This window comes from Sulfurimonas sp. (assembly GCF_014859695.1).
Taxonomy (GTDB): Bacteria; Campylobacterota; Campylobacteria; order Campylobacterales; family Sulfurimonadaceae; genus Sulfurimonas.
In genome coordinates, this window is sequence record NZ_JACUTS010000118.1 from 1 (window position 1) to 3,948 (window position 3,948).

Genomic DNA, 3,948 nt, shown 5'->3' on the forward strand with positions numbered 1-3,948 from the left:
AAAAGATAATTTCTTTCATAGCAATATGTTAACATAGAAGTTAACTTTTGTCAATCTGTGTATATCAATAAGCATAGTTTTTGTCCTATTTAAAATATACTTTAGTGTATTAAAAAATAGAAAGCTTATTTAAAAATATGGCAATTTGAAATAGTTTTACTACTGAAAAACAAAATTATTGTTTTAGATTTAATATTAGTCTTAAAAAAATTGAATTAATGTAGTATTAACATTAAATTAATTAATCTAAGCAATTACATTTGTTTTTAAAGATAATTTTATGGATTCTAAAACTGCTAAAAATATAAAATCTAAAAATACTCAAATAGAAATGCTCTTGGGTAAAACTATGTGGGCACGAGGTTTGCGTTACAGAAAAAACTGTAAAGGTGTGTTCGGTAAACCTGATTTTTGTTTTAAAGGTAAAAAGATAGCTATATTTTGTGATAGTGAGTTCTGGCACGGTAAGAACTTTCTTAACGGTGAAAAATTTAAAACAAATAGTGAGTTTTGGGAAGTTAAAATAAAAAGAAATATTGAACGTGATAAAGAAGTGAATGAAAAACTAATCTCTGACGGTTGGCTAGTTTTAAGGTTCTGGGGCGACGACATTAAAAATAATATTAATGAGTGTATTTCATTGATAGAAATTAAGTTGAAGGATAGTATATGAGTGATAATGAAAAATTAATGATGACATTTGATCCTAGAACAATAGAGCATCTTGGCGTTAAAATGTATTCAACTTTGCCTCCAGCGATAGCTGAATTAATTGCTAATGGCTATGACGCATGTGCAAAGAATGTGACTGTTAAGCTTAGTGACAACCCTAAAAAAATAGAAGTAATTGACAACGGTACTGGAATGACCTTTGAAGAAATTAATACTAATTTTTTAAGAATCGGAAGAAATAGACGAGTTGAAGAACAAGCACCACCTTGTAAAAGACTGCCGACAGGAAAAAAAGGTCTTGGTAAACTTGCTTTATTTGGAATAGGCAAAGTAGTAGAAATTATCACAAAAAAAGATGGTAAAGAAATTAATTTTCTAATGGATTGGGATAATATTATGAATGCAGAAGGTGATTATGAACCAGCATTTAAAATAAATGATTGTAGTATCGATGATATAGGTACAACAATAATTGTTCATGAGCTTAAGCGAAAGACAAATTTTAATCGTGATGATATGGCACATTCTATTTCAAAACTTTTTAACTTTAATGATGCTAATTTTGAAATAAATATTATTTTAAATAATGGCAAACCACTTGTCGTCGATAGAGATTTGAAATTTAAAAATATTGATAAACAATTTGAATGGAAATTTCCAAAATTGTTTGAGTTAACTGAAGCCGAATATAAAAATAAAGATTTAATAAATGGTGTGATGTTTACAAGTGAAAAACCTTTGCAACCAGGATTAAGAGGAATAACACTTTATGCAAACGGTAGAATGGTCAATTTACCTGAATTTTTTGGTAGAACAGAATCAAGTCACTTCTTTTCATATTTGAGCGGATATTTAGATGTTGATTTTATCGATACATGGGAAGAAGATGTTATTTCAACGGATAGGCAATCCTTAGATTGGGAAAATGTTAATTTACAAGAGATGCAAATATTTTTGCAAGAATTTTTAAAAGCTTTAGAAAAAGACTGGAGAGAAAAAAGGAGTGAAGTAAAAAGGGCAAAAACTCGTGAAGTTATTGGCATTGATACTGTAGATTGGTTTAATAAAACATCTGAAAATACACGAAAATATTTGAGTGTTATTGTAGATGCTGTTCTAGACGAAAGTGAACTTTCGACAGCTAAACAAACTGAAGTAGTTGATGCCGTGCACGCTTTAGTTCCTGAATACCCTGAATACCATTGGAGACATTTACATAATTCTATTAAACGGGTATCAAAAGAAGATTATGAAAAGGCAGACTACTTAAGAGCTGCCAAAGAAGCAGCTGTAGAGTATGAAAATATTGTTAAAAGAATTTCTGGAATTACTGATAAAATGGGTGTTGATTTAATGCGTAGGTCTTTTGGCAGCGATTGTAGTGCTAAACCAATTAATATTACAGAGTGCACTACTGATACGCAAAAAAATATTGAGGACGGTCAACAAAATATGTCTGTAGGTGTTGTAGCAGGATTTAGAAATCCAACTTCACATGAACCAAAAACTGATCTTTATCCTCATGTATTTAATGACAATGATTGTTTAGATATTCTCAGTATTGTTTCATATTTACTAACTAAACTAGACCAACGAAAAAAACCACCGATTAGCTAATTGCATCAAGAAAAAATTTTCCAAACTCTTCCGCCATTTTAGGTGGAACAGCATTACCTATTTGCTTAGCTACCGCTTGCATATTACCGTAAAAGATATAGTCTTCAGGAAAAGATTGTATTAAAGCACCTTCTCTAAGTGAGATGGCTCTATTTTGTTCAGGGTGAGCATATCTTCCTGTTGTAATGCTATTGAATTTAGTGGTAAGAGTCGGTGCTGGTTTCTCCCAAGCCATTCTTCCATACACATCACCATGCCCTTGCTTAGGATTGCCGTTCTCATCTAAATGACAATTTAACCAAAGATTTTTTTTCCAACTTGTTCTGCTTCCGCCATTTTTTGGAGTTGCTTTGAGTCGTATTTTATTCAGGTCACTTAAATTTGCACATTTATGATTAGCAATACCTAAATATTCTTCTCCTGGATTGAGTGATGGTAAGTTTTGTATTGTATCTCCAACTGTTTTATATGATTTTACAACGCCGTCATATTCACCTTCCGGAATTTGCACTTTTTTTTCTTTTGATGCTAGAAGAACAAATCTTTTTCGATTTTGAGGTACTCCGTAGTTACGAGCATTTACTATTTGTGTGTCCCACGAAAAACCATCTTCGTCTAGTATATCTGTAAAATATTTTAAATTATCAGGTTCAAGTTTTGGAAGTCCGGCAACATTTTCCATAAATACAAAGTCGGGTTTTGTTTCTTTGACTAAATCTGCAAAGTAAGTTATTAGGGTTCTTCTATGGTCAGTTTTATCGTAACGGTTTTTGTTTTTAAGGGAAAATGGCTGACAAGGTGCACAGCCTGCAAGCAAGAATTTTTCTTTATTTATTTTTCTTGCTGTTTTACTTCCTACAAGGTTGTATATGTCTTTTTTGGTGATTGATTCTACTTTTTTATTAAAGTATTTAGCTTTTTCGCCGTTTACTCTAATATTATTTTCTTCGTAAACTTTTTTAAGTGAAGAATCTATATCAAATCCGGCAATTACATCTATCCCAGCATCAAGGAGTCCTCTAGTTACTCCGCCTGCGCCGCAAAATAGGTCTATTGCTTTTATTTTCACTTATTTCTCCGCATAACTTTATGTAAAAAGTTGATGCGTGATTTTATCAAAATCATTGTGAATAATAGATAAAAGAACTGATTAATTCTACAACTCCACAACCCGCTCAAACATCTCTTTTATCTCCATCTCGTGGCTTATGAGAAATATCTGTCTGTATTGCTCTTTGATGGTGTGGAAGGCTTCAAGTATCTCCATGCGTCGGCTCTCGTCTTGACTTCCGAAAACTTCATCAAATGCCAAAAATCCGATACTGCTTGCACCGCTGAGTTCCGTGAGAGTTTTTGAGATGGCAATTCTTAAAACTAGGTTTGCAAGGTCTATCTCTCCGCCGCTAAAGCGTTCTATAGGGTATTTTTTGCCCTCGTCGTAGATGAAAAAATCGAAGTCGTTGCTGACCTCTATATGCTGGTACTTGCCTTTTGTGATGGTCGCATACATGTCAGATGCGATGCTTGAAATGCGCGGTGCGACTTTAGAATTGAGGCGGGTTTTGAACTCTGAGAGGCTTGTTTTTATCTTCTCGTAGTCAACCAAATCATCTTTTTTGGTTTGGACTTTTTTTAGCTGTATTTCGTTGTTTTGGAGTG

4 protein-coding genes are annotated in these 3,948 nt (G+C 32.8%); 2 read left to right on the forward strand and 2 right to left on the reverse strand.

The features are described from left to right. Positions 1–280: 280 nt before the first annotated feature. Together IBX42_RS11500 and IBX42_RS11505 are read left to right on the forward strand one after the other, a co-directional pair. Positions 281–673, forward strand: coding sequence for a very short patch repair endonuclease (locus IBX42_RS11500; RefSeq protein WP_294933074.1), 393 nt, complete (start codon positions 281–283; stop codon positions 671–673). Beyond that, positions 670–2,289, forward strand: coding sequence for a TIGR02391 family protein (locus tag IBX42_RS11505; RefSeq protein WP_294933075.1), 1,620 nt, complete (start codon positions 670–672; stop codon positions 2,287–2,289). Before IBX42_RS11500 ends, IBX42_RS11505 begins: the two co-directional genes overlap by 4 nt. Here the strand turns inward: IBX42_RS11505 and IBX42_RS11510 are convergent. Next, the gene (locus IBX42_RS11510; protein ID WP_294933076.1) at positions 2,282–3,358 is read right to left on the reverse strand and encodes a DNA cytosine methyltransferase; all 1,077 of its coding nucleotides are present in this window, start codon (positions 3,356–3,358) and stop codon (positions 2,282–2,284) included. The two genes, IBX42_RS11505 and IBX42_RS11510, sit on opposite strands and share 8 nt — an antisense overlap. Before the next feature lie 87 nt (positions 3,359–3,445). Next, positions 3,446–3,948 (reverse strand): SbcC/MukB-like Walker B domain-containing protein (locus IBX42_RS11515; RefSeq protein WP_294933077.1); only part of this gene is annotated, 503 nt, incomplete at its 5' end.